The organism is Halomonas sp. THAF5a, assembly GCF_009363755.1.
Lineage (GTDB): Bacteria > Pseudomonadota > Gammaproteobacteria > Pseudomonadales > Halomonadaceae > Halomonas.
Map to the genome: position 1 here is coordinate 1,980,361 of NZ_CP045417.1, position 24,776 is coordinate 2,005,136.

The window sequence follows — 24,776 nt, forward strand, 5'->3', positions numbered from 1 at the left end:
ATGAACGAAAAGGGCCCCGCTTCGGCGGGGCCCGTTTCGTTGAGGTCCGGGCGCTGAGGCGGGGACGCTCGGCGGCTCAGCCCTCGATCGCCTCGCCGTAGCCGAGGCGCTCGTGGTGGCGCTGCTCGCGGTAGCCCTCGAGCAGGCGCACGTAGCGGCGCGGCATGTGCGCCCCGCTGCGGGTCACCAGGTAGAGAGACTCGTGGGAGGCGTGGGCCAGGGAGAGCGCCTTGACCTGGCGCTGCCAGGGCGAGGTCTCGAGCACCACCCGCGAGACCACCGCGAAACCGAGTCCCCGGGCCACCGCGTCCAGCACCATGCCCACCTCGTTGGTGAAGCCCTGGCGCGGGAAGTGGCTCATCGAGCGGAAGTCGGGGAAGTTGGCGTGCAGCAGCGCCGCGGCATGATCGTTTCCGCCCGGGTAGCCGATCACCCCCAGCGCCATCAGGTCGTTCAGGCCGCTGCCGGCGAAGTCCGCCGGCACCACCAGGCAGAGCGGCTCCTGGTGCCAGGCCTCGCAGTCGAGCTCGGGATGGCGCACTGGTTCGGTGACGATGCCCAGATCGTGGCGCCCGGAGAGCACGTCGGCCACGATATCGCCGTTGAAGGCGAAGCTGTAGCTGACGGTGAGGCCCGGCTGCATCTGCTGCTGGCCGAGGATGAAGGGGTAGAGCATCAGCCCGATGCTGCCCGGCGAGGCGAGGCGGCACTCGCCGCTGTCGAGGCTGTCGTTGTCCAGGGAGTGGCGAAACTGCTCATGCTCGGCGAACAGCTTCAGCGCGTAGTCGTAGGCGCGCCGCCCGGCCTCGGTGAGCACGAAGCGCCGCCCCTGGCGGTCGAGCAGCGACTTGCCGAGATACTGCTCGAGCTTGCGGACGTGCTGACTGACGCCGGGCTGAGTCATCTCGAGGCGACGGGCGGTGCGGGTGAAGCTGCCGGTCTCGACCAGTGTGATGAAGGTGCGAAAGTAGCGGGCGTTGAACATGGGATATCACGTCGAGGCGGTGGCCGAGCAGCGATGATTCTACCAGCTCGCCGCGGCTGCCGCAGCGCTGCCCGCCCGACGGCGGCCGTGGTAGCATCGAGTCACGACCAATCCGGCCATGACGACAGGGAACGCCACGGATGCCAGACACCATCTCCACCACCATTTCGCCGGAAGGCAGCCTCGAGATCCTCTCCCAGCAGGAGGTCGAGCGACTGCACGACACCTCCCGGAGCGGCCTGCACGACCTGCTGCGCAGCTGCGCGCTGGCGGTGCTCAACTGCGGCAACCTCACCGATGACGGCCTGGCCCTGCTCGAGACCTACCGCGACTTCGACATCGAGGTGCAGCAGCAGGATCGCGGCGTCCGGCTGAAGATCACCAACGCCCCCGCCGAGGCCTTCGTCGACGGCAAGATGATCCGCGGCATCCGCGAGCACCTCTCGGCGGTGCTGCGCGATATCGTCTACGTCTACAACGAGATCCAGACCCGCCACCGCTTCGACCTGCAGACCGCCGAGGGCACCACCAACGCGGTGTTCCACATCCTGCGCAAGGCCGGCACCCTCAAGCCGGGCCGAGACCCGAGCCTGGTGGTCTGCTGGGGCGGGCACTCGATCTCCCGCGAGGAGTACGACTACACCAAGTCGGTGGGCTACCACCTGGGGCTTCGCGAGCTGGACATCTGCACCGGCTGCGGGCCGGGCGCCATGAAGGGCCCGATGAAGGGCGCCAACGTGGCCCACGCCAAGCAGCGGCGCACCCAGGGGCGCTACCTGGGGGTCTCGGAGCCCGGGATCATCGCCGCCGAGGCGCCCAACCCCATCGTCAACGAGCTCGTCGTGATGCCCGACATCGAGAAGCGCCTGGAGGCCTTCGTGCGGCTGGGTCACGGCATCATCGTGTTCCCCGGCGGCGTGGGCACCGCCGAGGAGATCCTCTACCTGATGGGGATCCTGCTCCATCCGGACAACGCCGACATGGAACTGCCGGTGATCTTCACCGGCCCAGCGAGCTCGGCCGACTACTTCAAGCGCATCGACGAGTTCCTGGTCTACACCCTGGGCGAGGCGGTGCGCCGCCACTACCGCATCATCGTCGACGACTCCGTCGAGGTGGCGCGCACCATGCGCGTGAACATCGACCGGGTCGCCGAGTATCGCCGCCACCGCCAGGACGCCTTCTACTACAACTGGCGCCTGACCGTGGCACGCAACTTCCAGGAGCCCTTCGCGCCCACCCACGAGGCCATGGCGAGCCTGGCACTCCATCGGGAGCAGCCGGTGCACGAGCTCGCCGCCAACCTGCGCCGCGCCTTCTCGGGCATCGTCGCCGGCAACGTCAAGGAGCAGGGGCTGCGCGCCATCGAGGCCCATGGCCCCTTCCGGCTGCACGCCGAACCGGAGCTGATGGCGCGACTGGACGAACTGCTCTCCTCCTTCGTCGACCAGGGGCGCATGAAGCTCGCCGGCGACTACGTGCCCTGCTACACGCTGGGCTAGCGCCGAGCGCCGCAGAATGGTGCCGCTTCGTGCTCTCTAACGACAAGAAACCCGCCTGCTGGCGGGTTTCTCGTGTCTGACGCGCGGCGCGAGCCTGGTCGCCGAGGCGACCGCGTGGCCGCTGCCCCTAGGCACGCACGGGCCGCCACCACAGCCAGAGCGCATGCAGCAGCAGGCCCAGGGTGGCGCCGTGGGAGGCGATGAGCTCCCAACCGAAGAAGTCGCTGGTCAGAGCGTGCCAGGCGGTCATGCCGACCGCGCCCGTCCCCAGGCAGAGCCCCAGGCGACGCAGCAGCCCCGGCAGGCGCGCGCGCGCCTCGTCGTCGAGCATCCGCCACTGCACCAGGGTCGCGATGGCGACCGCGGCGAGTGCCATCAGCATCAGCGACTGGCGCGTCTCGAGCCCTGCGGCGAGATAGCGCGGCAGGGTCGCCAGCATCAGCACGCCGAGCCCCAGCAGCAGGCTCACGCGCTCCGCGGTCGGTGCGGCCCCCACCTCAGGCCACCTTCAGCTGCTGCGCGTCGATCCACTCCTCGACCCAGGGCAGCGCGGCGTCGTCGGCCATGAAGGTCTCCATGGCATCGATCTCGAGACGCTCACCGAGGCGCTGGGCGCCCTGCCCCTCGAGCAGCTCGTCGAGGTGGCGTCCCGCGCCGCAGAAGGTCTCGCCGTAGGAGCTGTCGCCCAGGGCGATCAGGCCGTAGCGCAGGCTGCCGAGGCCGGGGCTCTGCTCCTCGAGCGCCCGGGCGAACGGCACGATGTTGCCGGGCAGGTCGCCGCTGCCGGTGGTGGAGACGCAGAACAGCGCCAGGTCGGTGGGAGAGCCGATGAGGTCATCCAGGGTCGGCTGATCGAAGATCGCCACCTCGTAACCGGCCTCCTCGAAGAGCGGCTTGACCTGTTCGGCGACGTCCAGGGCACCGCCATACATGGTGCCTACGATGATCTTGAGCATGGGCATGTCATGGATTTACCTGAGAATTTCACTCGGATATTAACACGTGGGTGCGGCAAGGGGCCACGTCGAGATGACTGCCCTGCCGGGGAAGACCGAGTATAATGGTCGGGCATTCACCCTTCCTGCAGGAGACATCATGCGGCACGCCTTCGAGACCTGGATCACGCCGATCATGATCGGCGGCCTGATCCTCTTCATGTGCTTCATCATCTGGGACCTGGCCAAGCAGTCCCGGGCCGGCCGCTTCGGCACCCTCATGCTGTTCGTGGTGCTGGGCGCCGGGATGCTGGGCTACGTGCTGAAGGTGGTGATCACCTGGACGCTGGAGAGCGGCGTCGGGGTCTAGCCCTACCGCCTCATACCGCGGCGACGCCGACACGAAGACGCCACTCCGAGGAGTGGCGTCTTGCGAAGGGACGGCAATGGGGACAGGCGGCGCCTCAGTGCACCTCGCCCTCGTACCCCTCGACCTGGCTCTTGAGCTTCTGGCCGGGCCGGAAGGTGACCACGCGTCGGGCGGAGATGGGGATCTCCTCGCCCGTCTTCGGGTTGCGGCCGGGTCGCTCGCGCTTGTCGCGCAGGTCGAAGTTGCCGAATCCCGACAGCTTGACCTGCTCGTTCTCGCGCAGGCAGCCACGAATCTCCTCGAAGAAGGCCTCCACCATGGACTTGGCCTCGCGCTTGGACAGGCCAAGCTCGACGTGCAGATGTTCGGCCAGTTCCGCCTTGGTCAACGCACCCATGTTGTCGTCCTCGTGGCGCAGGTCCTGCCAATCGCCCGGGCGAGCCTCCCTGCCTCGCGACGCGCTCATGAACGCAGCTCGGCGCCCAGGTGCTGGTGCGATTCCGCGACGATGGCATCAACCAACTGATTGATTTCCTCGTCATTAAGCGTGCGCGAAGGATGCTGCCAGGTCAAGCCCAGGGCCACGCTCTTGCGCCCCTCCGGCACGCCCTTGCCCTGGTAGACATCGAACAGGTGCGAGTCCACCAGCCACTCGCCGGCCTGGCCGCGGATGGTATCGAGCAGCGACTGGACCGGCAGGTCGGCGTCGACCAGGAAGGCCAGGTCGCGGCGCACCTCGGGATGGCGAGAGAGCGGCGTGAAGGCCGGCACCCGGCCCTGGGTGAGCGCATCGAGGCGCACCTCGAAGAGCAGCGCATCGACCTTGAGGCCCAGCTTGGCGCGCACCGCCGGGTGCAGGGTGCCGATCCAGCCGGCCTCCTCGCCGCGGTGCAGGAGGCGCGCGCACTGCCCCGGGTGCAGGGCCGGGTGCTCGCCCGGCTCGAAGCGCCAGGCCTCGGGATCGCCCAGGGCCAGCAGGCTCTCGAGGTCGCCCTTGAGGTCGAAGAAGTCGACCGCGGCCTTGTCACCGGACCAGCCCTCGGGCTCGCGCGGCCCGCAGACCAGGGCGCCGAGCATCGGCACCTGGTGCAGGTGATCGAGCTCGCCGCGGAACACCAGGCCGGTCTCGAACAGGCGGACCCGGTTCTGCTGGCGATTCAGGTTGTGCGTCAGGGCACGCACCAGACCCGGGAAGAGGCTCGCGCGCATCACCGACAGGTCGCTGGAGATGGGGTTGGCGAGCGCCGGCGAGACGGCCTCGGGGTGCAGCGCCTGCTGCAGTTCCGGGGCGACGAAGCTGTAGGTCACCGCCTCCTGGTAGCCGCGGGCGACCATCTGGCGACGCAGCCGGCCCAGCGGCGTGTGGGCCTCGTCGGCCGGGCGCAGCGCCAGGCGCAGCTGGGGACGGCGCACCGGCAGCCGGTTGTAGCCGTGGATGCGCGCCACCTCCTCGATGAGGTCCTCCTCGATGGCGATGTCGAACCGCCAGCTCGGCACCTGCACCGTCCAGCCCTCGCCGTTGGCGGTGACGCCGAGCCCCAGGCGCTCGAGGATTTCGACGACCTCCTCGCCCGGCAGCGACTTGCCGAGCGCCTGCTCGAGGCGCGCCGCGCGCAGGGTCGCCTGGCGGGCGCCGGGCAGGTGCGCGTCGCTTGCCACCTCGACCAGCGGCCCCGGCTCGCCGCCGGTGATCTCGATCAGCAGCGCGGTGGCCCGCTCGGCGGCCTCGCGGGCCAGCGCAGGGTCGACGCCGCGCTCGAAGCGGTGGGAGGCGTCGGTGTGCAGGCCGTAGCGACGGCCCTGGCCGGCCACGGCCAGCGGCGAGAAGAAGGCCGACTCGAGGAAGATGTCCCGGGTCTCGGCAGTCACGCCGGAGTGCTCGCCGCCCATGATGCCGGCGATGGCCAGCGGGCCCCGCTCGTCGGCGATCACCAGGGTCTCGCCCTCGAGGGTGATCTCCTGGCCATCGAGCAGCACGAGGCGCTCGCCCTCGCGGGCCAGGCGCACGATCACGCTGCCCTGCAGGTTGGCGCGGTCGAAGGCGTGCAGCGGCTGGCCGAGCTCGAGCATCACGTAGTTGGTGACGTCGACCACCGGATCGATGGCGCGGATGCCACCGCGGCGCAGCCGCTCGACCATCCACAGCGGCGTCTCGGCGCTGACGTCGACGCCCTTGATCAGCCGGCCGAGGTAGCGCGGGCAGCGCTCGCCATCCTCGACGCGCACCGGGAAGGTCTCGTCGTGGACGGGCGCCACCGGGGCGAGCTCGGGGCCCTGGACCGCCAGGCGGTTGAGCACCCCCACCTCGCGCGCCAGGCCCTTGAGGCTCAGGCAGTCGCCGCGATTGGGGGTGAGGTCGACCTCGATGGTGTGGTCATCGAGGCCCATGAAGGCGCGAAAGTCCTCGCCCACCGGCGCATCCAGCGGCAGCTCTAGGATGCCCTCGGAGGTCTCCTCCTCGAGTCCGAGCTCCGAGGCGGAACAGATCATGCCGCGGGACTCGACGCCGCGCAGCTTGGCCTTCTTGATCTTGAAGTCGCCGGGCAGCACGGCACCGACCCGGGCGAAGGCGACCCGCTGGCCCTCGGCCACGTTGGGGGCGCCGCAGACCACCTGCACCCGCTCGCCGCTGCCGTCCTCGACCTGGCAGACGTTGAGCTTGTCGGCATCGGGATGCGGCGCCTTGGCCACCACCTGGGCGACCACCACGCCGCTGAAGCTCGCGGCGACGGGTTCCACGCCGTCGACCTCGAGCCCGGCCATGGTGATCTGGTCGGCGAGCGCCTGGGTGGAGAGGGCCGGCGAGACCCAGTCGCGCAGCCACTGTTCGGAAAATTTCATGACAACTCCTGTGTTCTGCGTATCCGGTGGTCGATCAGGCGAACTGGCGCAGGAAGCGCAGGTCGTTGTCGAAGAACAGCCGCAGGTCGTTCACGCCGTAGCGCAGCATCGCCAGGCGCTCGGCCCCCATGCCGAAGGCGAAGCCGGTGTAGCGCTCGGTATCGATGCCGGAGTGGCGGAACACCTCGGGATGCACCATGCCGCAGCCCATCACCTCCAGCCAGCCGCTGTGCGAGCAGACTCGGCAGCCGTCGCCCGAGCACATCACGCACTCGATGTCGACCTCGGCCGAGGGCTCGGTGAACGGGAAGTAGGAGGGACGGAAGCGCACCGAGAGGTCGTCGCGCTCGAAGAAGGCGTGCAGGAAATCCTGGATGGTGCCCTTGAGGTCGGCGAAGCTGACGTCCTCGTCGACCAGCAGGCCCTCGACCTGATGGAACATCGGGGTATGGGTCAGATCGGAGTCACTGCGATAGACGCGGCCCGGGCAGACGATGCGGATCGGCGGCTCGCCCTCCTTCATGGTCCGCACCTGCACCGGCGAGGTGTGGGTGCGCAGCAGCCGGGTGGCGTCGAAGTAGAAGGTATCGGCCATGCCCCGCGCCGGGTGGTGGGCGGGGATGTTGAGGGCCTCGAAGTTGTGGTAGTCGTCCTCGATCTCCGGGCCGACCGCCACGTCGTAGCCGATGCGCGTGAACAGCGCCTCGATGCGCTCCAGGGTCAGGGTCACCGGGTGCAGGCCGCCGTTGGGCTGGCCGCGTCCCGGCAGGGTCACGTCCAGGCGCTCGGCGGCCAGGCGCGCCTCCAGCGCCGCCTTCTCCAGCGCCTGACGGCGCTCGTCGAGTTCCTGCCCCAGCGCCTGCTTGGCCTGGTTGATGCGCTCCCCGGCCGCCGGGCGCTCCTCCGCGGGCAGCTTGCCGAGCCCCTTGAGCAGGGCGGTGATCTCGCCCTTCTTGCCGAGATAGCGCACGCGCAGCTCGTCCAGGGCGGCCAGGCTGTCGGCGGCATGGATGGCGTCGCGGGCCTCGGCAACCAGAGTGGGAAGGTGATCCATCCGTTGAGCTCCGAAGTCTGTCAAAGAAGTCTTTCAAAAAAACAGGGGAAGAGCGGCTGCTCTTCCCCTGCGACGATCACGGACCGGCGGTGCGACACGAGCCGCTCACCGGCCAGGGTCGACTCCCTTACTGGGCAGCCTTGGCCTTCTCGACGATGGCGGCAAAGGCAGCCTTCTCGTGAACGGCCAGATCGGCCAGCACCTTGCGGTCGATCTCGATACCGGCCTTCTTCAGGCCACCGACGAAGCGGCTGTAGGACAGGCCGTGCTGGCGGGCACCGGCGTTGATACGCTGGATCCACAGGGCACGGAACTGACGCTTGCGCTGACGACGGTCGCGGTAGGCATACTGGCCGGCCTTGATGACGGCCTGCTTGGCGACGCGGAAGACGCGCGAACGGGCACCGTAGTAACCCTTGGCCTGCTTCAGAATCTTCTTGTGACGACGACGTGCGACGACACCACGCTTGACGCGAGTCATGGCTTTCTCCTGACGTTAAAAAGGGTGCACCGGGGAAGTTACAGAGTCGGCAGCATCCGCTGGATGAGCGGCTTGTCGGCGGCGTGGATCTGCTTCATCCCACGCAGCTGGCGCTTCCGCTTGGTGGTCTTCTTGGTCAGGATGTGGCTACGGAACGACTGCTTGTGCTTGAAGCCGTTGGCCGTCTTCTTAAAGCGCTTGGCAGCGCCGCTGTTGCTCTTGATCTTCGGCATGAGACTAACTCCGCTCGAGGTTTTTTCAGAAAATTCGTGGCCGCCGGAAGGCATTACTGCCTTCCGGCCGTTGAACGGGCCGTCGAATCACTTCTTCTTGGGGGCAATGATCATGATCATCTGGCGCCCTTCCATCTTCGGGAAGGACTCCACGGTCCCAAGCTCTTCGAGGTCTGCGGCGATCCGCTCCATCAGCTTGCGGCCGATGTCCTGGTGCGCCATTTCACGACCGCGAAAACGCAGGGTGACCTTGCCCTTGTCGCCACCTTCGAGGAAACGCGTCAGGTTCTTCATCTTGACCTGATAGTCGCCCTCGTCGGTGCCAGGCCGGAATTTCACTTCCTTGACCTGGATCTGCTTCGTCTTCTTCTTCTGAGCAGACTTCTGCTTCTTCTGCTCGAAGACGAACTTGCCGTAATCCATGATCTTGCAGACGATGGGATCGGCATTGGAAATCTGCACGAGGTCCATTCCGGCCGCTTCGGCTCGCTCCAGCGCATCGCTGGTGGGCACGACGCCCAGCTGTTCGCCGTCGCTGTCGATCAGGCGGACCTGATCCTCGGTAATGCGCTCGTTCATCGGGGGGCGTTTATCCTGAACGCGCCCTCTAGGGTTGCTTCGCTTGATGGTTCCGTCTCCACTATCGCTTGGAAGATGTCGCTATTGCCGTTCGGTCTGAATCCGCTCGATGAAGGCATCCACCGTCATCGTCCCGAGATTCTCGCCGCTGCGGGTGCGCAGGGCCACCGAGTCGGACTCGACTTCCTTATCTCCCACCACCAGGAGATAGGGGACCTTCTGCAACGTATGCTCACGGATTTTAAAGCCGATCTTCTCGTTCCTCAAGTCCGACTTGACGCGCAGACCGACTTTCTGCAGCCGTTCGACCAGTTCGACGGCGTAATCCCGCTGCGCATCGGTGATGGTCATCACCACCGCCTGCTGGGGGGCCAGCCACAGCGGCATGGCGCCGGCGTAGTGCTCGATCAGGATGCCGAGGAAACGCTCGAAGGAGCCCAGGATCGCCCGATGCAGCATCACCGGCGTCTTGCGCGCGCCGTCCTCATCGACGTACTGCGCCCCCAGGCGGCCGGGGAGGTTGAAGTCGAGCTGCAGGGTGCCGCACTGCCAGACGCGATTGAGGCAGTCGCGCAGCGAGAACTCGATCTTGGGGCCGTAGAAGGCGCCCTCGCCCGGCTGCAGCTCCCAGTCCAGGCCGGTGGCGTTCAGCGCCGCCTCGAGGCCGGCCTCGGCGCGATCCCACAGCGCCGGCTCGCCCATGAAGCCCTCGGGACGGGTGGAGAGCTTGAGCTCCACGTCGTCGAAGCCGAGCTCCCTGTAGACCTGCAGGGTCAGGGCGATGAAGGCCTCGGCCTCGGACTGGATCTGCCCCTCGGTGCAGAAGATGTGCGCGTCGTCCTGGGTGAACCCCCGCACCCGCATCAGGCCGTGCAGCGAGCCGGAGGGCTCGTTGCGGTGGCAGCTGCCGAACTCGGCGAGGCGCAGCGGCAGGTCGCGGTAGCTCTTGAGGCCTTGGTTGAACACCTGCACGTGGCAGGGGCAGTTCATCGGCTTGACCGCGTACTCGCGCTTCTCCGACTCGGTGGTGAACATCAGCTCGCTGTAGTGCCCCCAGTGCCCCGAGGCCTTCCACAGCGAGAGATCCACCACCTGGGGCGTCTTGATCTCCTGGTAGCCGTGCTCGATCTGCACGCGGCGCATGTACTGCTCGAGCGCCTGATAGATCGTCCAGCCGTTGGGGTGCCAGAACACCATGCCCGGGGCCTCTTCCTGGAGGTGGAAGAGATCCATCTTCTTGGCCAGCTTGCGATGGTCGCGCTTCTCGGCCTCCTCGAGGCGCTTGAGGTAGGCCTTGAGCTGTTTCTTGTCGCCCCAGGCGGTGCCGTAGATGCGGGTCAGCATGGGGTTCTCGGCGTTGCCGCGCCAGTAGGCCCCGGCCAGCTTGGTCAGCTTGAACGCCTTGAGGTGCCGGGTGTTGGGCACGTGGGGGCCCCGGCACATGTCGACGTATTCCTCGTGATGGTAGAGACGAATGGTCTCCCCCTCGGGAATGCCGCGCACGATCTCCTGCTTGTAGGGCTCGTCGCGGTGCAGGAAGGCCAGCATGGCCGCGTCGCGATCGACGTATTCGCGCACCACGTCGTACTCGTGATCGATCAGCGCCTTCATGCGCGCTTCGATGGCTTCGAGGTCCTCGGGAGTCACCGAGCGACCGAAGTCGACGTCGTAGTAGAACCCGTCGTCGATCACCGGGCCGATGGCCATCTTGGCGTCGGGATAGAGCTGCTTGACGGCATGGCCGATCAGGTGGGCGCAGGAGTGGCGAATGACCTCGAGGCCCTCCGCATCGCGGGCGGTGAGGATCGCCACCTCGGCGTCGTGGTCGATGATATCGGCGGCATCGACCTGGACGCCGTCGATCTTGCCGGCCACACAGGCCTTGGCGAGTCCGGGACCGATGCTCTCGGCCAGCTGCATGACGCTCAGGGGTTCGTCGAAGGTTCTCTGACTGCCGTCGGGCAGGGTCACGATGGGCATGAAGGCTTCCTTGTGCGCAGTGGTGATCCATACCAGGGATCACGTGTCGCCAGACGAATGGTCGTGGTCTGAAAGCCGCCTAGCCTAGCAGAAGCGCCCCGTGGGGCGCCACGGGGAGAGGGCCGAAACGAGAGAAGGCGCCCCAGGGGCGCCTTCTCTCGTGCTCGCGTCACGCCCCGGCAGTCGGGGCGGCGGTTCGGGTCAGGGCAGGATCACTCCCACTCGCCCAGCTCCACGCGACGGTTCTCGGCACGGCCGGCATCGGTCTCGTTGCTGGCCACCGGCTGGGACTCGCCGTAGCCGATGGTGCGCATGCGCTCCATGGAAACGCCCTGGCCAGCCAGGTAGTCGGCGACGGAGTCGGCGCGACGCTGGGAGAGGTCCTGGTTGTAGCTGTCGCTACCCACGGCGTCGGTGTGGCCCTCGATACGCACGCGGACGTTCTCGTTGGCCATCAGCTTCTCGGCGACACCGTCGAGGATATCCTCGGCACCCATGGTCAGGGTCGCGGAGTCGAACTCGAAGTTGACGTCGCGCAGCACCAGGTCTTCCACGCAGCCCAGGGCGTTGACCTCGGCACCGGCCGGGGTGCCCGGACACTGGTCCTGGTAGTCCGGCACGCCATCACCGTCGGAGTCCAGCGGGCAGCCCACGGCATCCACGGCCACGCCGGCCGGTGTGCCCGGGCACTGATCGTCGGCATCGAAGACGCCGTCGCCATCGGTGTCGCGCGGCGCCGGCTCCGGCGTGCGGTTGGGCTCGGCACACAGCATCGCGCCGATGGTGGCACCGGCGGTGCTGCCGATGGCCGCCCCGGTGTCCTCGTCGGATTCGCCGCTGGTCGCATAGCCGAGGCCGCCACCGATCACGCCGCCGGCGAGCCCGCAGACGAAGGGCGTTTGGTACCAGGCACGGTCAGAGGAAGCGCCACTCTCCATGCTGGAGGAGGAACCCGAGCTGGCACAGCCGGAGAGCCCGACCACCAGCGCGGAACCAAGCAACAGACCAGTCGTTGATTTTTTCATGCAAGACTCCTTCTTCTTAGCGACATCCCGGCGCAGACGGCAGGGGCTGCCGTGGCCAGGGGGTTCCGAGGAATGAACCGAGGGAAGCGGCCCCCGAACCGCTTCCTGCACCTTCCAAGAAAGCATCTTACAACTTTCTCGGCCAGTTCCGAACGCGACGGCCAGGGCGTCCGATGCATATTAGCCGCCGACGTGATGGCGCCAGCTTGCCGCAGACCCCGCACGGTTGCAATCGTCGAATCGTCGGCCAGCCAGGCCGCGTGACCCACTTCCTTCAGTGCAGGCTATCCGGCCAGCCGCGGCGAAATTCGATCACCGCCGCCGCGGCCTTGAGCACCGAATCGCGCATCTCGTCCTCGACCGCCAGGCGCTCACGGTCCTCCTGGAACCTTGCCTTCGGGGTCAGGGCCTTGCGCGCGGCATGGGTATGCAGGTGCTTGGTACGGCGGTGCACCTCGTCGAAGGCCTGGAAATCGGGGCGCTGGGTCAGGTCCTGGTCGAGGATCTCCAGCAGCACCTTGCAGCGCCAGGACCCCTCGGTGATATCGACCTGCTCCTGGGCCAGCGCCGAGGCCACCAGTTCGAGGTTCTCCAGGCAATTCTCATGGGCACGCCGCAGCTCCTCTTCTCGAAAGCTCCGCCGCCGCCGCACCTCTTTCCAGAGCGTGAAGGCATAGGCCCCGAGGCCGGCGATGATCGCCAGTCCCAGGCCAAGGAGAATGAGCGCCAGGGTCGAGTTCATGGGCATGTCCCGTGTCGATGCGTGTCAGGAACGATCATTCTACACGGCGCTCGCCGCGGCTCGAAATCGTTCCGACGGCCCGGCCAGGCGCCGGAGCCGCCTGGGCGACCGGAACTCGGCAGCCGCCGGCCATCTTGCGTAGAATCGCGCCTCACCCAATGCGCATGAGACGATGGAACGACGATGCCTACCCCCGACACCCCTCACGCCACGCCCACGGGCCCTGCCTTCTCCGCTCGTATCGGCCTCTGGCTGGGCCCGATCTGGGTGCTCCTGACGCTGCTGCTGCCGGCCCCCACCGGCATGTCCGACCCGGCCTGGGCCTGCGTCGGCCTGGCGCTGTTGATGGCCACCTGGTGGTCCACCGAGGCCATCCCGATCCCCGCCACCTCGCTGCTGCCGCTGGCCCTGGTCCCGGCACTCGGCATCGGCGAGATGAAGGAGACCGCGGCCAGCTACGCCAACCCGATCATCTACCTCTTCCTCGGCGGCTTCCTGCTGGGCATCGCCATGCAGCGCTGGTCCCTGCATCGGCGCATCGCCTTGCATGTCCTGCGCGTGGTCGGCCACCAGCCGCGCCGCCAGATCGGCGGCTTCATGCTGGCCACCGGGTTTCTCAGCATGTGGGTCTCCAATACCGCCACCGCCATCATGATGCTGCCCATCGGCATGTCGGTGGTCAGCCTGCTGGACGACGCCGACCCGACGGAGCTCAACCGCTACGCCACGGCGCTGCTGCTGGCGATCGCCTACTCCGCCAGCATCGGCGGCGTGGCCACCCTGATCGGCACCCCGCCCAACGCCCTGCTGGCCGGCTACCTGGCCGAGGATCGCGGCATCGACCTCGGCTTTGCCCAGTGGATGATGATCGGCCTGCCGATCAGCGCGGCCATGATGGCCAGCGCCTGGTGGTGGCTGACCCGCCGCGGCTTCGACCTGCGGGTCGGCGACGACAGCGCCGAGATGGTGCGCGACGAACTGGCGAGACTCGGCCCCATCGGCGCCCCGGAGCGTCGCGTCGGCGTGATCTTCCTGCTGGCGGCGGTGACCTGGATGCTGCGGCCGCTGCTCAACGACGCCGGGCTCGACTGGCTCTCCGACACCGGCATCGCCATCATCGCCGGCATCGCCCTGTTCCTGGTGCCCGCCGGCCAGGATGATGGCGAGCGGCTGATGGACTGGGACGCCGCCAAGGAGCTTCCCTGGGGCATCCTGCTGCTGTTCGGCGGCGGCCTGGCGCTGGCCGGGGCCATCAGCCGCTCGGGGCTGGCGGAGTGGATCGCCCAGCAGCTCGGCATCTTCGGCGCCTTCCCGCTGCTGGCCATGGTCGGGGTGGTGGTGCTGGTGATCATCTTCCTTACCGAGGTGACCTCCAACACCGCCACCGCGGCCGCCTTCCTGCCGCTGCTCGGCGCCCTGGCGCTGTCGCTGGACATCTCGCCGCTGCTGATCACGGTGCCCGCCGCCATCGCCGCCAGCTGCGCCTTCATGATGCCGGTGGCCACGCCCCCCAACGCGATCGTCTTCGCCACCGGCCGCATGAAGATCCAGTCGATGATCCGCGCCGGCTTCATGCTCAACCTGATCAGCACCCTGGTGGTGACCCTGATGGCCTACGGCCTGATCGTCAGCCTCTGGTAGAGAGGCTGCCCCCGATCACGACGGAGCCCGGCCACCTTGGCCGGGCTCTTCTCTAAAGGGTGATACCGACAAGGGGTGATACCGACGTCGACTCAGCCGAGCCACCGCCAGGCCGCGGCATAGTGATCCAGCAGCAGCACGCCGAACACGCCGAGGATATAGCGGATGGAGAACCAGAAGGCCGCCAGCGGCGCCTGCGGGTCCCGGCCGCGCCAGACCCGCCAGTTCCAGATCATGAAGCGGGCGTTGAGGGCCGTCACGCCGACCAGGTAGAGCGCCCCGCTCATGCCGATGGCGAAGGGCAGCAGCGTGACCGCCACCGTCAGCCAGCCGTAGAGCCAGACCTGCAGGCGCGTGAAGGCCTCACCGTGGGTGACCGGCAGCATCGGCACGCCGGCCCGGGCGTACTCGTCGCGCTTGTGGATCGCCAGCGCCCAGAAATGCGGCGGCGTCCAGGCGAAGACGATCAGCATCAGCAGCAGCGGTTCGGGGCCGAGCTGGCCGGTGACCGCCGTCCAGCCGAGCAGCGGCGGCGCCGCCCCCGCGACCCCGCCGATGACGATGTTCTGGGGCGTGGCGTGCTTGAGGAAGGCGGTATAGATCAGCGCATAGCCGATCAGCGAGCCCAGGGTCAGCCAGGCGGTCAGCGGGTTGACCTGCCAGGCCAGCAGCCCGATGCCGCTGACCGAGAGCAGCGTCGCCCAGCCAAGCGCCAGCGCCGTGGGCAGGCGCTGAGTCGCCAGGGGCCGGCCCGCGGTGCGCAGCATCATGGCATCGAGGCGCCGATCGACCACATGGTTGTAGGCCGCCGCGCCCCCGGCGGCCAGGCCGATCCCCGCCAGGCCGAAGAGCACCGTCTCCGCCCCGGGCATGGGCGCGGCCAGCAGCATGCCGACCAGGGTGCAGACCAGCATCACCGCCACCACCCGGGGCTTGCACAGGGTGTAGAGATCTCGCCAGCTCCAGCCGGCGAGCTGGCCGACCGCCGCCCGTTCCATCACGATCTCAGACATGAGCCCACTCCTTCTTCGTTACCGAGTTTCCCGCTTCCGGCGTGCCCTGCTCCTGTGCCGCGCTCGACCAGCGCCAGTGCCAGAGGGCGAGCGTCATGGCCACCACCAGCGCCACCGCTCCGGCGGTATGCAGCAGCGCCAGCCACAGCGGCAGCCACGCCAGCACATTGGCGACCCCCAGCGCGATCTGTGCGACGACGGTGGCGACCAGCAGTCCCCACCAGGGGCGCATGCCGGCCGCCTGGCGATGGCGCACCGCCAGCAGCAGCAGGCCGAGGCCGAGGGCCAGGGCGCCCAGCCGATGCCCGACCTGGATGGCGCTGCGCGCCTCGGCGTGCAGCTGCCCGTGCAGGTAGTTGGGCCCCACGGTCTGGGTCAGGTGGAAGCCCTCGCTCCAGTCGAGGCGCGGCCACCACTCGCCGTTGCAGGTGGGAAAGCCCTGGCAGGCGATCCCGGCATAGTTGCTCGATGTCCAACCGCCCAGCGCCAGCTGGGCGACCAGCAGCACCAGCGCCAGCCGCCACAGCGGGGTCAGCGCCCGGAGACGGATGCACCGATGCTCGCCCGGCCGGAAGCGTCGCAGGCGCAGGTGCAGCCACAGGAAGAGCACCATCACGCTGAGCCCGCCCAGCAGGTGCAGGGTGACCACCTGGGGCCACAGCTGAAGCGTCACGGTAAAGGCCCCGAAGGCGCCCTGCATCAGGATCACGGCCAGCAGGACCAGGCTGACGCGCCACGGGTAGCCCACCTCGCGACGCCAGCGGGCGCCCAGCACGACCAGGGCGATCACCAGCAGCCCGAGCAGGGAGGCGAGGTAGCGGTGCACCATCTCTACCCAGGCCTTGGCGGCTTCCAGCGGCACCGCCGGCGAGTGCGCCAGGGCGCGCTCGGCGTCCGGCACCACCAGGGCCCCGTAGCAGCCCGGCCAGTCGGGGCAGCCGAGGCCGGCATCCACCAGCCGTGTCCAGGCCCCCACCAGCACCACCAGCGCGGTGAAGAGGGTCCCCGCGAGGCTCAGGCGCACCAGCCAGCGGCGACGGGCCTCGAGGCGCTCGACGCGATCAGCCACGATCATCGGCACCCTCCCCGGCGGCCGCGACGCCCCCCGCCTCCGATGGGTCCTCAAGGTTGGCATACTGCGCCAGGGGCGACTCGGGATTGAGGCGCAGCAGGCGGCGCAGGTCGCTCAGCACGTCGCCGGCCGCCACCCCGGCCCCGTAGCCGAGCACCACCCGCCCCTCGGGATCGAGGATCCACAGGCGATGGTCGCCACGCCACTCGGCCGCGTGCGTCCATTGCGTCACGGCGGCCCCGGGCAGCGGCCCGGCGCTCCCGCCGATGCGCAGACGGCTCACCCGGTCGGCCTCGCGCCCCAGGGCGCGGTGCAGGCGCCACCAGCGATCGGCCGCGTCGTCGCAGGCCTCGCCGCAGTCGAAGACCAGCAGCCAGTCGCTCGCCCCCTCCTTCTCCACCCCGGTCAGCGGCCACTGCGCCAGATCGGGCAGCCCGGGCGCCAGCTCACCGTGGGCGGTGCGCCCCTCGGGAATGCCCAGCCGGAACTGCACCATCCCCCAGGCCAGCACCACCGGGAGGGCGAAGATCGCGAAGAGGGCCAGCAGCTTCAGGCGCTGGCGTCCGGTATGGGTCATCGGGAAGACTCCTTGCTCGGGGAGGAGAGCGATTCGGAACGCGCGAGGCGACGCGCGCCCACCAGCATGGTGACCAGCGCCGCCAGGGCGAGCCCCCACCACTGCACGGCATAGCCCAGGTGGCGTGACGGCGGCACCACGCTCGGCTGCCACCAGGAGACGAGATGACCGGGCCCCTGCTCGAGATGCAGCCAGCCGGCATGGGCGAAGCCCTGACCGAGCCCCCAGGCGGCGAGGTCGATGCGCTGCAGGCGATTGCCTTCGCGGTTGGGGCCGAAGAGCGGGGCCGCGTTTCCAGAGGCCTGCCAGCGGCCTTCCAGCCGCACCTCGCCAGCGGGAGTGTCGATGCTCGGGTCATCTCGCGTCGTGCCGGTCGACAGGAAGCCGCGCTGTATCAGCCAGAGCTGGCCCTGCCGGTCACGAAAGGGGGTCAGGGGCGCCACACCCAGGCGCCCCTCGTGGGTACGGTTATCGAGAAACAGCGTCTCATCGGCCAGGTACTCCCCACGCAGCACGACCCGGGCGCCGGGCGGCGGAGTTTCGGTGGGCGATATCAGCCGCGGCGCCGCCTCGAGGCGCGCCAGGTAGTCGCGCTTGTCGTCGGCCCGCTCCCACTGCCATAGTCCCAGGGCGAGACCCAGCATCACCAGGCAGGACCAGAACCCCCACCAGCCGAGCCGACGCGCCGTGACAGGGCGACGATGCCGCGTCGAGGCCGACGCTTTCATGGAGCCGTGAATGTTACTCAAGATAATGATTGCTCTCGTCTTTCTCGCCATGGTGATCAGTCTCGCCGCCGGCGCCGGCTTCCTGATCCGAGACGGGGGACGCTCCCGCCGCGTGCTGGTCTCGCTCAAGTGGCGCGTGGGCCTCGCCGCACTGCTGCTGGTCCTGCTGGGCTACGGCTTCTACCTCGGCGACCTCGGCGCCTGACGCGTTCAGACGGCTCGCCCCCAGACGTCCCGCCGGTGAAAGACACGCGCTCAAAAGACTCACGCTTGAAAGACACGCGCTTAGAAGACATAGACGAAGGTGAAGAGCCCGATCCACACCACGTCGACGAAGTGCCAATACCAGGCCCCCGCCTCGAAGGCGAAATGATCGTCCGCGGTAAAGTGCCCGCGATTGACGCGCCACAGCAGCACCGCCAGGATGATCGTGCCGATGATCACGTGCAGGCCGTGGAAGCCGGTGAGCAGGAAGAAGGTCGCACCGTAGATCCCGGCTTGCAGGGTAATGCCGTAGTGGGCATAGGCCTCGTAGTACTCGACCCCCTGCACGGTGATGAAGGTCAGGCCCAGCAGCACCGTGACGGTGAGCCAGAAGCGGGCGCTGTCGCGAAAGCCCTCCTTGATGCCCTCATGGGCGATGGTCAGGGTGATGCTGGAGCCCACCAGGATCAGGGTGTTCACCAGCGGCAGGTGCCAGGGGCTGAAGGTCTCGCTCGGGCCAGAGATGCTGGCGTCCGGCGGGTTGAGCAGCGGCCAGGACGCGGTGAAGTCGGGCCACAGCAGGGACGCCACGCCCTTGGCGCCCTCCCCGTCCAGCCACGGCAGCGCGAAATTGCGCACGTAGAAGAGCGCGCCGAAGAAGGCCGCGAAGAACATCACCTCCGAGAAGATGAACCACCCCATCCCCCAGCGAAACGAGCGATCCATCTGGGCGTCGTAGAGCCCGCCCCGGGACTCGCGGATGACGTCGCGAAACCACAGCGTCATGACCGCGAGGATGGCGAGCAGGCCGACGACCATCACCGGCATCCCCGCCAGGCCGTGTACCAGCAGGGTCCCTGCGCCGATCATCAACGCTCCCAGCGAGAGCGACCCCAGGATCGGCCACTTGCTGGACTCCGGTACGTAGTAGCTGCCACCACTCATGCGCTGTCTCCTTCTGTGATCGATGCCGAGCGCGTGATATCGGCCGGCGTCGTCGAAACGGGATAGAGGGTGTAGACCAGGGTCACCGTCTTGATGTCGCGCGGCAGGTCGCGGGTCAGCTGGAAGACCAGGGGGGCCTCGAGGCCCTCGCCGGCCGCCAGCTGCTGCTCCTGGAAGCAGAAGCAGGTCAGCTTGCGCAGGTGCAGCGAGGCCTCCGACGGCGAGACGCTGGGTACGGCGCGGGCACGGGTCGTGGCATCGCCGTTGTTGCGGAAGGTGAAGAACACCTCCTCGCGCTGACCCGGATGCAGGCGGATCTGGCGAGTGTCGACCTCGAGGTGCCAGGGCAGGCCCTGGCTGCCTCGGGTGATGAACTGCACGGTGACCGTGCGCGAGGCGTCGACCTCCTGCTCGACCAGCGGCTGGGCCCGCGCGCTGGTCTTGCCATTGAGGCCGGTCAGGTCACAGAAGACGTCGTAGAGCGGCACCAGCGCGAAGGCGAAGGCGAACATGCCGGCGAGCACCACCAGGGTGCGGGTCACGGTGCGCCGTACCCCCTCCCGGCCTGCGGCTTGATCGTCACGGCTGCTCATGGCTGCCTCCTGCGCCCGGCGGGGCTCGCTCAGTGCTCCCGGGGGTGAAACGTCGGGGGCGTCTCGAAGGTGTGCAGCGGTGCCGGGCTCGGCACGCTCCACTCCAGGTCCTCGGCGCCCTCCCAGGCCCTGGCCGGCGCCTTCTCGCCGCCGCGGGCGCACTTGATGATCACCAGCACGAAGAGCAGCTGCGAGGCGCCGAACAGGAAGCCACCGAGGCTCGAGGCCAGGTTGAAGTCGGCGAACTGCAGCGCGTAGTCCGGGATCCGGCGCGGCATGCCGGCGAGCCCCGAGAAGTGCATCGGGAAGAAGGTCAGGTTCACGCCGATCACCGACAGCCAGAAGTGCCACTGCGAGAGGCGCAGGTTCGGGTAGTGGCCGGTCCACTTGGGCAGCCAGTAGTAGGCGCCGGCGAGGATCGCGAAGAGCGCCCCGGGCACCAGCACGTAGTGGAAGTGCGCCACCACGAAGTAGGTGTCGTGGTACTGGAAGTCGGCGGGGGCGATGGCCAGCATCAGCCCCGAGAAGCCGCCCACGGTGAACTGCACCACGAAGGCCAGGGCGAAGAGCATGGGGGGCTCGAAGCTGATCGAGCCGCGGAACATCGTCGCCACCCAGTTGAAGACCTTCACGCCGGTCGGCACCGCGATCAGCATGGTGGTGTACATGAAGAACAGCTCGGCCACCAGCGGCAGGCCGACGATGAACATGTGGTGCGCCCAGACCATGAAGGAGAGGATCGCGATGGCCGCCGTGGCATAGACCATGGAGGCGTAGCCGAACAGGCGCTTGCGGGAGAAGGTCGGGATGATCGCCGAGACGATGCCGAAGGCCGGCAGGATCATGATGTAGACCTCGGGATGCCCGAAGAACCAGAACAGGTGCTGGAAGAGCACCGGGTCACCGCCGCCGGCGGCATTGAAGAAGCTGGTGCCGAAGTTGATGTCCATCAGCATCATGGTGATCACCCCGGCGAGCACCGGCATCACGGCGATCAGCAGGAAGGCGGTGATCAGCCAGGTCCAGACGAACAGCGGCATGTCCATCAGGCGCATCCCCGGCGCCCGCAGGTTGAGGATGGTGGCGATGATGTTGATGGCGCCGAGGATCGAGCTGATGCCGGCGAGATGCAGCGACAGGATGAAGAAGCTCGTTGAGGGCGGCGCGTAGGTCGTCGAGAGCGGCGCGTAGAAGGTCCAGCCGAAGTTCGGGCCGCCGCCCGGCATCAGCAGGGTCGAGAGCAGCAGCAGGAAGGCCACCGGCAGCAGCCAGAAACTGAAGTTGTTGAGCCGCGGAAGGGCCATGTCGGGAGCGCCGATCTGCAGCGGCACCATCCAGTTGGCCAGGCCGACGAAGGCCGGCATGATCGCGCCGAACACCATGATCAGGCCGTGCATGGTGGTCATCTGGTTGAAGAACTCGGGCTGTACCAGCTGCAGGCCGGGCTGGAAGAGCTCGGCGCGCACCACCAGGGCGAAGATGCCGCCGATGAAGAACATGGTCAGGGAGAAGAGCAGGTAAAGAGTGCCGATCTCCTTGTGATTGGTGGTCAACAGCCAGCGCATCAGTCCACGCGGCCGGGCATGACCGGCCTCGGCCATGCCGCCGGCGGTGGTGGTGCTGTGCTGCAGAGTCGGCTTGGGAGGCAGCTGGGAAGCCATCGGACATCTCCTGTGGGCCATCACGTAAGAGGAGCGGACGCGCCGGTCATTCGTCCTGGGCGGCGAGGCGCTCGGCGATCTCCGACGGTTGCACGGTGTCACCGGCGTCATTGCCCCAGGCGTTGCGCTCGTAGGTGACCACCGCGGCGATCTCTACCGGGCTGAGCGTGTTGCGGAACGCCGGCATGGCGGACCCCGCCACGCCGTCGATCACGGTACTGATATGGCGATCAGGCTCCTCCAGCAGCGCCTGGTTGCCCGCCAGTGCCGGGAAGGCCGGCGGACTGCCGCTGCCGTCCGGCTGGTGGCAGGCGGCGCAGACCGCGCCGTAGGTCTGCTCGCCCCGGGCCATCAGCTCGTCGAGCCCCCACTCGCGATCGGCGCTCATCGCCTCCTGCTGGGCGGCCTCCTTGCGCTTTGCCATCCATTCGTCGAAGCGCTCCGGCTCCACGGCCTCGACCACCACCGGCATGAAGCCATGGTTGCGACCGCAGAGTTCGGCGCACTGGCCGCGATAGATGCCGGGCTCCTCGATGCGCACCCAGTTCTCGTTGACGAAGCCGGGCACGGCATCCTGCTTGACGGCGAGCTCGGGCACCCACCAGGAGTGAATGACGTCATCCGAGGTCAGCAGCAGGCGCACCTTCTGGCCCACCGGCAGCACCAGGGGCTCGTCGACCTCGAGGAGATAGTTCTCACCCTTCTCGCTGTCGCCGCTGATCTGCTCGCGAGAGGTGCTGAGATTGGAGGTGAAGGCGACGTCCTCGCCCAGGTAGTCGTAGCGCCAGCGCCACTGCTGCCCGGTGACCATCACGTCGAGGTCGGCTTCCGAGGAGTCGTACATGGTCTTGAGGGTCGCGGTGGCGGGGACCGCCATGGCCACCAGGATCAGCAGCGGTATCGCCGTCCAGATGACCTCCACGCTGGTGTGTTCATGGAAGGTGGCCGCCTTGGCACCGCGCGAGTGGCGATAGCGGAACAGGGAGTAGAACATCGCCCCGAAGACGACCACCCCGATGACCACGCAGATCCAGAAGATGATCATGTGCAGGGAGTAGATGTCGCGGCTTACCGCCGTGACGCCCTCGGGCATGTTCCAGCCGTTGGCGAGCCCCATCGGCGTCATGGCTGCCAAGGTCACCCCAACCGCCATCCACACGAGCAGCCTGCGCATCGCCGCCTCCTTGGATCATTGTTGTATTAGTCAGCGCTTGAAGGAGTATAGAAGAGCCCCGCCGTTCTTCACGTGCTGCCCCCCGGCAGGATAAACGCGGTCGTCAACGCTCGTATTCAGCGCGCGGCCATCACCGCCACGAACGCCACCAGCACCACGAAGAGCGCCCCGACGACCAGCCCCGCGACGATGAAGGTGCCGGGGCGCTCGGAGCGAAAGTCCTCGCGGCGGCGCTCGTCCTTCTGCACGCCCAGAAAGGCGGCCAACACCGACTTGATCGCCTGCCACATCACCGCCCTCCTCTCGTTGCGCACATCACCCCCTGACCGTAGTTCAGATCCGGGCGATGGGCCGTGGAGGTCTTTCACGCAGGCAGCTAAAAACTCGCCGGCCACCTACGCTGCAGCGCATCATCGGCGGATCTTCTTCTACACTTTAAAAGGCCCACGGACACGACGTGGCCGAGCAACCGCCCGTCTCGAGGAGACCGATCATGACCCAGCGCGACGACACCACCCCCCACCCGGCCCTGGCCGCCGCCGAGCCGATGATGGAGTGGTGGCAGAAACAGTGGAGCCAGGGCGTCACGCCCATGGCGCGGATGCAGCTGGCCTGGATGCAGAGCATGGCCGAGGCGATGCAGTTCGAGGCGCAGTTCCTCAAGACCCTCGCCGACAGCGGCCAGAAGATCGCCCAGTCCCTCGAGGGCGATCCTCCCCAGACCCCGGCCGAGATGCAGCAACGCTACCAGGCCCTGATGTCGGAGCTGACCGATGCGCAGATGGATCGCATGAAGAAGGCCGCCGAGCTGTCACACGAGTTCCGGCGCCGTGTCTGGGAGGAGCTCTGACGGCGCGAGACTCAGCCCACGCCCAGCAGGCCGGTGATCAGCGGCAGCAGGAAGGCGGTCACCAGACCCGAGAGCCCCATGGCCAGGCCCGAGAAGGCACCGGCGACGGCTCCCATTCGTGCGAAGGCATGGGCGGTACCGAATCCGTGGGCCGAGAGCCCCATGGTGAAGCCCTGGACCGCCGGGTCGGTAATGCGCAGGAGCCGCAGGATCGCCGGCCCCAGCGCACAGCCGATGGAGCCGGTCAGCAGCACCAGTCCGGCCGCCAGCGAGGGAATGCCGCCAATCTGCTCGGCGATCCCCATGGCGATGGGTGAGGTCACCGATCGGGGGGCCAGCGACAGCAGCGTCTTGGGATCGGCACCGAGCAGCATGGCGAGCCCGATGGTGGACGACACCGCCGTGACGACGCCTGCCCCACAGGCCAGCATCAGCGGCCAAAGCAGGCGGTAGACACGCTGGCGGTGATCATAGAGGGGAATCGCCAGGGCCACCGTGGCCGGCCCCAGCAGGAAGTGAATGAACTGCGCCCCCTCGAAGTAGGTGGCGTAGTCCATGTCCACCAGCAGCAGCAGCGCGATCAGCATCGCGATGGAGAGCGTCACCGGGTGCAGCAGCGGCGTGCCGCCCATGGCGCGATTGATCCGCACGGCCAGGGCGAAGACCAGCAGGGTGACCAGCAGCGAGAGCAGCGGATTGCCGGACAGATAGACCCACAGCTGGTCGAAGGAGGCGACGTTCATGCGTTCTCCTCCCCATGGTCGGCCTTGCCGACTCTGCGACGCTGCAGGCGTTCGAGCACCCAGGCCGTCACGGTCAGCGTCACCGCGGTGGACACCAGCAGGGTCACCGCGATCGCCCAGAGGTCCGCCCCGATCAGCTCGAAGTGCACCATCAGCCCCACCCCGGCGGGCACGAACAGCAGCGTCAGGTAGCGCAGCAGCCCTTCACCCGCCAGGCGCAGGCAGGACGGTACCTTGCCGCGAACCAGCAGCGCCAACAGCAGGATCACCATGCCGATCACCGGTCCCGGTATCGGCAACAGCAGTCCCTTCGCCAGCAATTCCCCCGCGAACTGGCATGACAGCAGCATGCTCATCCCCATGATCAACGGCATCGTGTCGTCCTTTTGGCGGCTCCCCGGGAGCCCGTCATCGTGGCCTATAGTGTGACAGAAGCCACGTGATCCGGGGACCTCAGGCTCTTGCCAGCCAAGCGATTGAAAAGAAAGCGCAAAAAGGACTTTTCATTTGCCGCGAGGCGCGCTAGTATACGCCTCGTTCTCGGGGCACACGCCGAACGGCGAGGAAACCGAAACGAAAGAGTCGGAGCGTGGCGCAGCTTGGTAGCGCGTTGCAATGGGGTTGCAAAGGTCGCAGGTTCGAATCCTGTCGCTCCGACCACTCATTCGAAAAAAGCGGTCACCATGCCCTCGGGCGGTGACCGCTTTTTCGTGCTTGCCTGTATTCATGATGCATGCCCCCCTCCTATCCTCAGCAATCCTCGCCCCCTCTTTTATCCATGCCCCGGGCGCTGCATCGTGTTCTCGCCCGATGGCATCACTGCCTCTTAGGCCCTGCATGATACGTTC

28 protein-coding genes and 1 tRNA gene are annotated in these 24,776 nt (G+C 67.8%); 6 read left to right on the forward strand and 23 right to left on the reverse strand.

The window, feature by feature from the left end:
• Nucleotides 1–76 precede the first annotated feature (76 nt).
• Nucleotides 77–985 (reverse strand): LysR family transcriptional regulator, encoded by a 909-nt coding sequence (locus FIU83_RS08945; RefSeq protein WP_152483734.1) that lies wholly within the window; start codon nucleotides 983–985, stop codon nucleotides 77–79.
• A 140-nt stretch (nucleotides 986–1,125) separates the two neighbouring features.
• On the opposite strand from FIU83_RS08945, the gene ppnN reads away from it, so the two are divergent.
• A complete protein-coding gene (ppnN, locus tag FIU83_RS08950; protein WP_152483735.1) occupies nucleotides 1,126–2,487 on the forward strand; it encodes a nucleotide 5'-monophosphate nucleosidase PpnN in 1,362 nt (453 codons plus the stop codon).
• A 127-nt stretch (nucleotides 2,488–2,614) separates the two neighbouring features.
• Here the strand turns inward: ppnN and FIU83_RS08955 are convergent, their stop codons facing one another.
• Together FIU83_RS08955 and FIU83_RS08960 are read right to left on the reverse strand one after the other, a co-directional pair.
• Complete coding sequence (locus FIU83_RS08955) at nucleotides 2,615–2,983, reverse strand: hypothetical protein (RefSeq protein WP_152483736.1); 369 nt, start codon at nucleotides 2,981–2,983, stop codon at nucleotides 2,615–2,617.
• Nucleotide 2,984: 1 nt separating this feature from the next.
• Nucleotides 2,985–3,449, reverse strand: a complete 465-nt coding sequence (locus FIU83_RS08960) for a flavodoxin (RefSeq protein ID WP_152483737.1) — start codon at nucleotides 3,447–3,449, stop codon at nucleotides 2,985–2,987.
• A 133-nt stretch (nucleotides 3,450–3,582) separates the two neighbouring features.
• Here FIU83_RS08960 and FIU83_RS08965 point away from each other — a divergent pair, with 133 nt between their 5' ends.
• On the forward strand, nucleotides 3,583–3,792 hold the full coding sequence (locus FIU83_RS08965; protein WP_152483738.1) for a DUF2788 domain-containing protein: 210 nt from the start codon (nucleotides 3,583–3,585) through the stop codon (nucleotides 3,790–3,792).
• A 94-nt stretch (nucleotides 3,793–3,886) separates the two neighbouring features.
• Here FIU83_RS08965 and ihfA read toward each other — a convergent pair whose 3' ends face one another.
• The 9 genes from ihfA to FIU83_RS09010 all read right to left on the reverse strand — a co-directional run bounded on the left by ihfA (nucleotide 3,887) and on the right by FIU83_RS09010 (nucleotide 12,727).
• On the reverse strand, nucleotides 3,887–4,189 hold the full coding sequence (gene ihfA, locus FIU83_RS08970) for an integration host factor subunit alpha (RefSeq protein WP_152485309.1): 303 nt from the start codon (nucleotides 4,187–4,189) through the stop codon (nucleotides 3,887–3,889).
• Nucleotides 4,190–4,254: 65 nt separating this feature from the next.
• Nucleotides 4,255–6,633 carry a phenylalanine--tRNA ligase subunit beta gene (pheT, locus tag FIU83_RS08975; protein ID WP_152483739.1) on the reverse strand — a complete coding sequence of 793 codons (2,379 nt, stop codon included), beginning with the start codon at nucleotides 6,631–6,633 and terminating at the stop codon, nucleotides 4,255–4,257.
• A 34-nt stretch (nucleotides 6,634–6,667) separates the two neighbouring features.
• Nucleotides 6,668–7,687, reverse strand: coding sequence for a phenylalanine--tRNA ligase subunit alpha (pheS, locus tag FIU83_RS08980; RefSeq protein WP_152483740.1), 1,020 nt, complete (start codon nucleotides 7,685–7,687; stop codon nucleotides 6,668–6,670).
• 127 nt (nucleotides 7,688–7,814) lie between these two features.
• On the reverse strand, nucleotides 7,815–8,168 hold the full coding sequence (rplT, locus tag FIU83_RS08985; protein ID WP_021817421.1) for a 50S ribosomal protein L20: 354 nt from the start codon (nucleotides 8,166–8,168) through the stop codon (nucleotides 7,815–7,817).
• A gap of 38 nt (nucleotides 8,169–8,206) precedes the next feature.
• Nucleotides 8,207–8,401, reverse strand: a complete 195-nt coding sequence (rpmI, locus tag FIU83_RS08990; RefSeq protein ID WP_108446465.1) for a 50S ribosomal protein L35 — start codon at nucleotides 8,399–8,401, stop codon at nucleotides 8,207–8,209.
• An 87-nt stretch (nucleotides 8,402–8,488) separates the two neighbouring features.
• Entirely contained in the window at nucleotides 8,489–9,028 is a 540-nt protein-coding gene (infC, locus tag FIU83_RS08995; RefSeq protein WP_301538579.1) for a translation initiation factor IF-3, read from the reverse strand.
• Between the two features lie 33 nt (nucleotides 9,029–9,061).
• Nucleotides 9,062–10,960, reverse strand: coding sequence for a threonine--tRNA ligase (thrS, locus tag FIU83_RS09000; RefSeq protein ID WP_152483742.1), 1,899 nt, complete (start codon nucleotides 10,958–10,960; stop codon nucleotides 9,062–9,064).
• Nucleotides 10,961–11,172: 212 nt separating this feature from the next.
• Entirely contained in the window at nucleotides 11,173–11,985 is an 813-nt protein-coding gene (locus tag FIU83_RS09005; RefSeq protein WP_152483743.1) for an OmpA family protein, read from the reverse strand.
• A 274-nt stretch (nucleotides 11,986–12,259) separates the two neighbouring features.
• The gene (locus FIU83_RS09010) at nucleotides 12,260–12,727 is read right to left on the reverse strand and encodes a DUF2489 domain-containing protein (RefSeq protein ID WP_152483744.1); all 468 of its coding nucleotides are present in this window, start codon (nucleotides 12,725–12,727) and stop codon (nucleotides 12,260–12,262) included.
• Between the two features lie 183 nt (nucleotides 12,728–12,910).
• Between FIU83_RS09010 and FIU83_RS09015 the strand changes: the two genes are divergently transcribed.
• A complete protein-coding gene (locus tag FIU83_RS09015) occupies nucleotides 12,911–14,368 on the forward strand; it encodes a DASS family sodium-coupled anion symporter (protein ID WP_152483745.1) in 1,458 nt (485 codons plus the stop codon).
• Between the two features lie 92 nt (nucleotides 14,369–14,460).
• Here the strand turns inward: FIU83_RS09015 and cyoE are convergent, their stop codons facing one another.
• Genes cyoE through FIU83_RS09035 form a run of 4 tightly spaced genes read right to left on the reverse strand, consistent with a single transcriptional unit; the run spans nucleotide 14,461 to nucleotide 17,779 of the window.
• Nucleotides 14,461–15,381, reverse strand: coding sequence for a heme o synthase (gene cyoE / locus FIU83_RS09020; RefSeq protein WP_253939415.1), 921 nt, complete (start codon nucleotides 15,379–15,381; stop codon nucleotides 14,461–14,463).
• Nucleotides 15,374–16,456 (reverse strand): heme A synthase, encoded by a 1,083-nt coding sequence (locus tag FIU83_RS09025; protein ID WP_152483746.1) that lies wholly within the window; start codon nucleotides 16,454–16,456, stop codon nucleotides 15,374–15,376. The genes cyoE and FIU83_RS09025 overlap by 8 nt, the downstream gene beginning before the upstream one ends.
• Nucleotides 16,443–17,030, reverse strand: a complete 588-nt coding sequence (locus FIU83_RS09030; RefSeq protein ID WP_253939417.1) for a hypothetical protein — start codon at nucleotides 17,028–17,030, stop codon at nucleotides 16,443–16,445. Before FIU83_RS09030 ends, FIU83_RS09025 begins: the two co-directional genes overlap by 14 nt.
• Nucleotides 17,027–17,779 (reverse strand): SURF1 family protein, encoded by a 753-nt coding sequence (locus tag FIU83_RS09035; RefSeq protein WP_253939418.1) that lies wholly within the window; start codon nucleotides 17,777–17,779, stop codon nucleotides 17,027–17,029. Before FIU83_RS09035 ends, FIU83_RS09030 begins: the two co-directional genes overlap by 4 nt.
• On the opposite strand from FIU83_RS09035, the gene FIU83_RS09040 reads away from it, so the two are divergent.
• Nucleotides 17,769–17,963 (forward strand): DUF2909 family protein, encoded by a 195-nt coding sequence (locus FIU83_RS09040; RefSeq protein ID WP_152483748.1) that lies wholly within the window; start codon nucleotides 17,769–17,771, stop codon nucleotides 17,961–17,963. The two genes, FIU83_RS09035 and FIU83_RS09040, sit on opposite strands and share 11 nt — an antisense overlap.
• Nucleotides 17,964–18,043: 80 nt before the next feature.
• Here FIU83_RS09040 and FIU83_RS09045 read toward each other — a convergent pair whose 3' ends face one another.
• The 5 genes from FIU83_RS09045 to FIU83_RS09065 form a co-directional block, all read right to left on the reverse strand.
• Nucleotides 18,044–18,907, reverse strand: a complete 864-nt coding sequence (locus tag FIU83_RS09045) for a cytochrome c oxidase subunit 3 (protein WP_152483749.1) — start codon at nucleotides 18,905–18,907, stop codon at nucleotides 18,044–18,046.
• Entirely contained in the window at nucleotides 18,904–19,500 is a 597-nt protein-coding gene (locus tag FIU83_RS09050; protein WP_152483750.1) for a cytochrome c oxidase assembly protein, read from the reverse strand. Before FIU83_RS09050 ends, FIU83_RS09045 begins: the two co-directional genes overlap by 4 nt.
• 29 nt (nucleotides 19,501–19,529) lie before the next feature.
• Nucleotides 19,530–21,161, reverse strand: a complete 1,632-nt coding sequence (gene ctaD / locus FIU83_RS09055; protein ID WP_152483751.1) for a cytochrome c oxidase subunit I — start codon at nucleotides 21,159–21,161, stop codon at nucleotides 19,530–19,532.
• A 46-nt stretch (nucleotides 21,162–21,207) separates the two neighbouring features.
• Nucleotides 21,208–22,335 (reverse strand): cytochrome c oxidase subunit II, encoded by a 1,128-nt coding sequence (coxB, locus tag FIU83_RS09060; protein ID WP_152483752.1) that lies wholly within the window; start codon nucleotides 22,333–22,335, stop codon nucleotides 21,208–21,210.
• Between the two features lie 116 nt (nucleotides 22,336–22,451).
• On the reverse strand, nucleotides 22,452–22,625 hold the full coding sequence (locus tag FIU83_RS09065) for a DUF2970 domain-containing protein (RefSeq protein ID WP_152483753.1): 174 nt from the start codon (nucleotides 22,623–22,625) through the stop codon (nucleotides 22,452–22,454).
• A 203-nt stretch (nucleotides 22,626–22,828) separates the two neighbouring features.
• On the opposite strand from FIU83_RS09065, the gene FIU83_RS09070 reads away from it, so the two are divergent.
• Nucleotides 22,829–23,185, forward strand: coding sequence for a hypothetical protein (locus tag FIU83_RS09070; protein WP_152483754.1), 357 nt, complete (start codon nucleotides 22,829–22,831; stop codon nucleotides 23,183–23,185).
• Nucleotides 23,186–23,196: 11 nt separating this feature from the next.
• Here the strand turns inward: FIU83_RS09070 and FIU83_RS09075 are convergent, their stop codons facing one another.
• Both FIU83_RS09075 and FIU83_RS09080 read right to left on the reverse strand, forming a co-directional pair.
• Nucleotides 23,197–23,928, reverse strand: a complete 732-nt coding sequence (locus FIU83_RS09075) for an LrgB family protein (RefSeq protein WP_152483755.1) — start codon at nucleotides 23,926–23,928, stop codon at nucleotides 23,197–23,199.
• Complete coding sequence (locus tag FIU83_RS09080; RefSeq protein WP_152483756.1) at nucleotides 23,925–24,302, reverse strand: CidA/LrgA family protein; 378 nt, start codon at nucleotides 24,300–24,302, stop codon at nucleotides 23,925–23,927. The genes FIU83_RS09075 and FIU83_RS09080 overlap by 4 nt, the downstream gene beginning before the upstream one ends.
• 209 nt (nucleotides 24,303–24,511) lie before the next feature.
• Between FIU83_RS09080 and FIU83_RS09085 the strand changes: the two genes are divergently transcribed.
• Nucleotides 24,512–24,588 (forward strand) — tRNA-Pro (locus tag FIU83_RS09085).
• The last annotated feature ends 188 nt before the right edge of the window (nucleotides 24,589–24,776 follow it).